Below are 6,350 nucleotides of genomic sequence, written 5' to 3' on the forward strand. Positions count from 1 at the left end.
GTAAATGGGAATTTCCTCCGTAAAGTTCACCAGAACGGATGAGTGTTAAGTAATCGATAAAAAGAATCGGTTTTTTGTTTGGAAATTGATTCATCAATTTTCGCGTTTTCGCTCTCATCTCAGCAACGGTTTGTCCAGCACCATCAAATATTTGCACATGGGTTTCATTGAGATCACCAATCACATCCGACCATTTATTCTTTTGACTTTCATTTAGCATTCTTTTAGGATCCCGCATTTTTGTACGGTTAAAGCCCCCTGTTGAAGCAATTAATCGTTTGGTTATCAGCTTTTCAGGCATTTCCAAGGAAAAGATGAGGGGCAAATAACCAGCCCAACCCGACATTTTTGCGAAATGGAGCATGACGTCGGTTTTTCCCATCGATGGTCTTGCCGCTAGGATCGTCACTTCCCCATCCTGAAATCCTCCTGTCACTTCGTCGAGCTTTTTGATACCCATTGTTGCACTTTTTAAGATTTTTTGATCTTCCCAGGGTGCCTCATAGATACCTGACAACGCTTGTTGTATGGACGTATGATCATCCATCTTCATTTGGTTAATTTTATCCAATTCGGCAATGACCTTAGCAATCTCCCAATCATTCATAGCTGCAACGGTTAAAATGTTTCTCTTTTCCCGTTCCTTCCAAAGATCAAGAATAAGCTTCTCTATTCCTTCAAATTTCTCAAGATCCGCATACGATAACAGCTCCGAAAGGTAAGACATTCCGCCAAATGATTCGAGGTCAGGTAAGGTTGTCAGCGAAATTAAATCAATATTCTTACCAGCTCGGCTGAATTCCACCATTCTTCGCATCAATTCTTTATGCCGTGTCCCTTCAAGCTGTTCTGGCTGAATGACGGTATCCCCCAGTAGGTACTCTGCCTTCATCAAGCTTCCTAAGAATGCTTTTTCCGCAATACTCACTACTCCTCACCTGCCGTTAGATCAAGCTCAAATCCACTTGGAATTGCTCTTCCAACAGGAAAAGATTCGGTTGCTTGCCTAGGCTTTGGTACAGGCTTTTGGTGCTCATGATAAGCATCAATTTCCCCTACGGTCAGTAACGATTCATTTTCCCAGTTTCTCAGAATCCCAATAACATAGTTCAGCTTTCGTTTGTTATTGGCACAGGCAATCTTCATGGCTTTTAAGATGACTTCCTTTGGCTGTAGAAAACTAGAATCATCTAGCCAGGATAGCAGCTGCTGTTTCGCATTTACGTTTGAAAAGCCAAAGCCATTATTGTCCCAAAACGCAATAATCTCTTGAACATCGTTTGTGTTTTGATCTAGTGCTTGATCCTCTATCTTTGGATTATTCTCTATACTGGGGTTAAAAGCTTTTTGTTGTTGTTTTTCTTTTTCTTTTTCTTTTTCTTTTTCTTTTTGCCCACGTATCGTAGAACGATGCATGAACGTATCGTCAACTTCTTCCTCTTCCGCATCTAGATCTGGATTATTTTCTCTATCATCCTCGGCACATGACATCCTTTCAGGCTCACAAAAAGATTCATATAAGCTACGAATTTCCTGTTTATGAATCTTTTCTGCAACATATCGAATAAGCGAGGTATCCTCAACTTCTTTTAATTCAGATAAAATACAATCCATGATCGGTTTCCCGCCTTTATGTAGGTTATCCTTCCCCCAGTTTTTAATCGCAAGCTCTCTCGTTTTAGGATTGTAACGAATCAATTTGTGATGCCAGATGAATCGTTCCATTAACGAATGAACACTCTCAATCGAATAACCCAAATCAAAAGCCATTTGTTTTTTCGTAATGCGATAGATTCCAATTTGAGTCGTGTGTGGATTTGTAAGAAGATAGAGATAAAAATACTTATCCTCCGGGGTCATCTCTTCTGAAACAATCGGATTCTTCCAAAATTCAGTACGTACCATTCGATATTTTGCCATATTCAGCCACAGCCCTTTCTACTTAGAAAATATTTTTCATAGACTATATATAGAAAAATGAAGAAGAGAGTAGCGGATGTTTCACATAAAAATGTAAATATTTTGTGACGAAATAATGATGTGGTTCTTATCACACCTCAGTTAAGCTATAAAGTGAGACTTCCATTTGCTACGATTGTGGAGCAACTCAGGTAGAAAATGATCAAACTTTTTTATAAAACTGAAACTTAAATTTGCTAGATAAGAATCCATTTTGATCAATACAAGGCTCTTAGAAACTGTTACTAGCAAATTTCATTTTCAATTGTGTGTGAGTCATTCCGAAATGTAGTAAAATCATATAGATTAGAATAATTGTTAAAGTGTGATGAAAAACGGGGTTAAGAATTTATGAAAAATAAGAAGTTGAAGTCAATTTTTGTTTTATCTCTTCTATTATTGGTGATTTTTATGATGGTTAATATATTTTCTTCTTATTTTGACATAAAAAAAACAGCGGAAAACGCCATCGCTAACCAGAATATAGAATCTGCAAAATCAATAGCTGCCAGTTTGGATACAGAGACCTATAAACGATTTCTTGAGAATCCTGTAAAAAACAAGGAGTATCTAGAAATCAAACGGTATTTAGAAGATGCAAGAGAAACAAACGGCGCTTTACATGTGTATACACTACTTGTTGACAATCCTAAAGTATCCAGGGCGATGATTGCCGCCATGCCTGAAAATGAAGAATTTCCAATAGGAGGAATATGTACTATTCCAGAAGAACAGGTAGAGATGGCTTACAAAGGATTAATCTTTTCAACTGACATTATTACGGATCCAGTATATGGAGACTATTTAACGGTTGGAGTACCGATAGAGGATCAGTCGGGTGTCATTATTGGTTACCTAGGGATTGATATTAGCGCAGATGTCGTTAATAGCATCAGCGGGAAGGCATTAAAAAGCAGCATTTCCAGTCTTGTTTTTAATGGTTTATTTGTCATCCTTATCCTTGCCTCTTTTCTTATCCTCCAAAATTGGTATATGAGAGAGCTAAAAAAAGAAGTAGGTGATACAGAGGATACCTATCAATTAGAACTACAATCATTAATTTCGTCTGTTCAATCTTTACGGCATGATTTTTCAAATCACATTCAGGTACTTCACGGTTTACTCAAGCTTGATAAGCAGGATAAAGCACTCGATTACTTAACTAATCTTTCTAAGGAAGTACATTTGATTGAATCTATTAACTTAGATGTCGATAATCCAGGGTTATCCGTGCTATTACAAACTAAAAAGCTCGCGGCTCAAAATCATAACATTGATGTTCATTTTGATGTCTTCCATGATTCATTTAACACAATAAAAACCACAGATCTAATTAAATTATTATCAAATTTAATAGACAATGCAATAGAGGCGACAATAGAATTACCTGAACAAGAACGAAAAATGAAGATTGTATGTAAAGTAGCTTCAAATAACTACATATTTGAAATAACCAATACAGGACTCGCGATTAATGAAAAAGATAAAGAACATATTTTCAAAAGTGGTTTCTCGACTAAAAGGGAACGACAGGGAAAAACGAGGGGGCAGGGCCTATTTATCGTTAAGGAATTAGTAAGTAGGTACGGTGGAGAAATATCAATTGATTCTAATAAAAGCCAAACGGTTGTACGTGTGGAAATTCCAATTAATATAGGGAAATTACAACTTTCTAAATGAAAAAACAACACAGCTACGGGGGGACGAAATAGAGGTTTTTGGAGTTGTTGTTAATATTCTGGAAACTTTGGATACTATTGTACTTAAACAAACGGGTAGCGATTCTTCAATAATTGAAGATCGCTTTTTTCTTATTCAAGTAACGGGCAGATTTAGTAGAGGAAGGAATCCATTCGGGCGGTGACAGGCACCTGTATTTAGAAAAAAGGCCTCTACGCTAAAACTTAAAACACGTCTTGGATCGTAGAGGCTTGATTACTTATTTGATTTCATTTTGAATTACTCGATCAAAAGAACTCATAGTTGAAGTATTTCATTTGACGGGATACATATATGGTTCGGCTTGGAAGTGCGATTTCCTAATCCAATTCTTTCTCAACCTTGTCAATTTGCTGATCCATATCCATTTGTTTATCTGTACGATGGTCGATATTAATATTGGTAACGATTCGTTCCGGACCCACTTCAAGTGCTTTTTGATGCATTTCTTTGGCCACTTCCCACAAATCGTCGAGATCGCCTTCTAAACCGGTTGAAGCCTCATACTTTAAATCTTTTTCCTCAATCACTCGTACTTCATCGGTTACCTGTGAACTGAAACTTGGAGAATCTGTTCCAACTGGAACAATACTAATTTCTAATAACGGCATTTCTGGCACTTCTTTGTAATCTTTTTCATCCAGCCTTAGGTATCGGAAACATTGTACTTTCTAATTAGCATGTGAATTTTTGGGTTCGGCAGGATAAGAAATATCTTTAAGGGCTTGTCCTGCTTCGTCACTCGCCTGATTATTTACAGCTAAATCACCCAGGGAGACCATTCCTACCAATTTGTCCTCTTCCACAATGGGAAGACGGCGAATTTGGTGCTGCGACATTACTCTTGCAGCATCTTCCACTGACATTTCTTTGTTTCCTTTTACAACATTGTTGGTTACTAATTCAGAAATCGTGGATTCACCCGAGAGATCATTGGCCAATCCCTTAATGACTAAATCTCGGTCGGTTACGATTCCTACTAATTTTTCGTTATCACAAATTGGAACGACCCCTACATCAAGTTTCTTCATTTTCATGGCTACTTCTTTACAAGTACTTTCAGGACTACAGCTTTCAATATTGGCAGTCATTACTTCAGCAACATTCATGCTCATTCCTCCTTTACGATTTCTCATTTTATTTACTACCCGCCACATCAAATGGTTAAACGTGTTGTATTTTTAACATAGTTATTCGGAAGTGAGCTAATGTTTCGGAAGGGATTAATTATGGTGTAAAGGTTTAAGGACATACGATATACTTTTAAAGAACTAAAGCTACATTGTGTAGACTTACTTGTTCTTCAATATAAAACGTGCAATAAAAATTAGCATGTAATTTGGGATTATCAAAGTCACAATTGATCAATGGTAGATGGAATGTAATATTGGAGAAATCATAATAGTCCTATGTTTTTGAGGAACAATAAATTGAAAAGTAATAAAAAGGATATAAAGCGAGGAGTTTTATGAAAAAGGTTGCAATGTTTTTCCTATGTCTTCTTATATTAATTCTTCCATCACAAGCTTTTGCTCAAAGTAAAATACCTATTTTAATATATCATTCGATTGATGAATTTAAAGGGCAGGGTTCTAAGGAGTTATATGTAACACCGAAGAATTTCGAGAAACAAATGATTTATCTAAGAGACCATGGCTACACATTATTAACTTTTGATCGATGGCAAGACATTTATAAAGTAAACAAACCCATTTTCATTACCTTTGATGATGGGTACAAAAACAATCTGAATGCATTTGGTATCTTTCAAAAACTGAAAAACGAACGTTTTAAACCAACTGGTACCATTTTTGTTATTTCTGACTTTATCGGTCGCTCCAACCGATTATCGAAATCGGATTTAAAAATGATGGCTGATTCGGGGATCATCTCAATTCAGTCTCATACTGCTACACATCCTGATTTGACGAAAATAAAAAATTATGAATATGAACTGAAAGGGTCCAAAGATAAAATTCAAAAAATAACAGGCAAACCAGTTAATGCTCTTGCGTATCCATACGGAAATTTCAGTAACAAGGTCGTAGCAGAAACGAAGAAATACTATTTGTTTGGACTTACGACAACTCCTGAACTATTTTCTGAGAAGGGCATAAAAGACGAATTCTATCTTTTACCACGGATCTATATCAAGTATTCAACTACTCTTGATGACTTTGCAAAGATCGTTGACGGAGAATGAAGGCGGTTACTATACCAGGTAATCGTTTTTTCTTTTGGAACCAAGAGAAAGTGGTTAATAGTGTTTATAAGCAAATAGGTAAAGAAACAGGAAAAATGGTTTATTGAGGGAAGGAGGAATCTCAATGGTTATCGGATTAATTGTCTTGGGATTATTCTATTAATTTTAGGAATTTTAACACCTATTGGTTCTGGAACAATTTTTTTGATCTCTATCATTCTGTTTGTTATAGGAGTCGTGCTCTCATCTAAAAAAAGAAGGGTATCAAACACTGATTATTAAGCTACCGGGTGCTTGAGTTTAATAAAGAGTCGTAGCTTCGGCTCTTTTTCTTGTTCCACTAAACCAGCCAATAGTTGTCAACATTTTTCAATAAAAATATTAAAAATATCATGTTATACTAAATTGGTGCATGCCAAATAACCTTCCAAATACTACGTTTGGAAAGTTTTGGTTCACTTGGTTAAAA

The 6,350-nt window shown here is 36.2% G+C and carries 6 protein-coding genes; 2 read left to right on the forward strand and 4 right to left on the reverse strand.

What is annotated here, in order from left to right:
* Positions 1-928 (reverse strand): DnaB-like helicase C-terminal domain-containing protein (locus K9V48_RS26735; RefSeq protein WP_224142120.1); only part of this gene is annotated, 928 nt, incomplete at its 3' end.
* Positions 928-1,920 carry a DnaD domain protein gene (locus K9V48_RS26740; protein WP_224142121.1) on the reverse strand — a complete coding sequence of 331 codons (993 nt, stop codon included), beginning with the start codon at positions 1,918-1,920 and terminating at the stop codon, positions 928-930. The genes K9V48_RS26735 and K9V48_RS26740, both read right to left, overlap by 1 nt.
* Before the next feature lie 390 nt (positions 1,921-2,310).
* Here K9V48_RS26740 and K9V48_RS26745 point away from each other — a divergent pair, with 390 nt between their 5' ends.
* Positions 2,311-3,639, forward strand: coding sequence for a sensor histidine kinase (locus K9V48_RS26745; RefSeq protein ID WP_224142122.1), 1,329 nt, complete (start codon positions 2,311-2,313; stop codon positions 3,637-3,639).
* 359 nt (positions 3,640-3,998) lie between these two features.
* Here K9V48_RS26745 and K9V48_RS26750 read toward each other — a convergent pair whose 3' ends face one another.
* Together K9V48_RS26750 and K9V48_RS26755 are read right to left on the reverse strand one after the other, a co-directional pair.
* Positions 3,999-4,289: an MTH1187 family thiamine-binding protein gene (locus tag K9V48_RS26750; protein ID WP_224142123.1), complete on the reverse strand. Its 291-nt coding sequence runs from the start codon at positions 4,287-4,289 to the stop codon at positions 3,999-4,001.
* 60 nt (positions 4,290-4,349) lie between these two features.
* Positions 4,350-4,787 (reverse strand): CBS domain-containing protein, encoded by a 438-nt coding sequence (locus tag K9V48_RS26755; RefSeq protein ID WP_224142124.1) that lies wholly within the window; start codon positions 4,785-4,787, stop codon positions 4,350-4,352.
* A gap of 359 nt (positions 4,788-5,146) precedes the next feature.
* Between K9V48_RS26755 and K9V48_RS26760 the strand changes: the two genes are divergently transcribed.
* Positions 5,147-5,881: a polysaccharide deacetylase family protein gene (locus K9V48_RS26760; protein WP_224142125.1), complete on the forward strand. Its 735-nt coding sequence runs from the start codon at positions 5,147-5,149 to the stop codon at positions 5,879-5,881.
* Positions 5,882-6,350: the final 469 nt, after the last annotated feature.

This window comes from Metabacillus rhizolycopersici, assembly GCF_020075705.1.

Bases quoted from the DNA above. Each gene is read 5' to 3' on its own strand.
- K9V48_RS26755 (WP_224142124.1), bottom strand. From the start codon at position 4,787: ATGAATGTTGCTGAAGTAATGACTGCCAATATTGAAAGCTGTAGTCCT.
- K9V48_RS26740 (WP_224142121.1), bottom strand. From the start codon at position 1,920: ATGGCAAAATATCGAATGGTACGTACTGAATTTTGGAAGAATCCGATT.
- K9V48_RS26760 (WP_224142125.1), top strand. From the start codon at position 5,147: ATGAAAAAGGTTGCAATGTTTTTCCTATGTCTTCTTATATTAATTCTT.
- K9V48_RS26745 (WP_224142122.1), top strand. From the start codon at position 2,311: ATGAAAAATAAGAAGTTGAAGTCAATTTTTGTTTTATCTCTTCTATTA.
- K9V48_RS26750 (WP_224142123.1), bottom strand. From the start codon at position 4,289: ATGCCGTTATTAGAAATTAGTATTGTTCCAGTTGGAACAGATTCTCCA.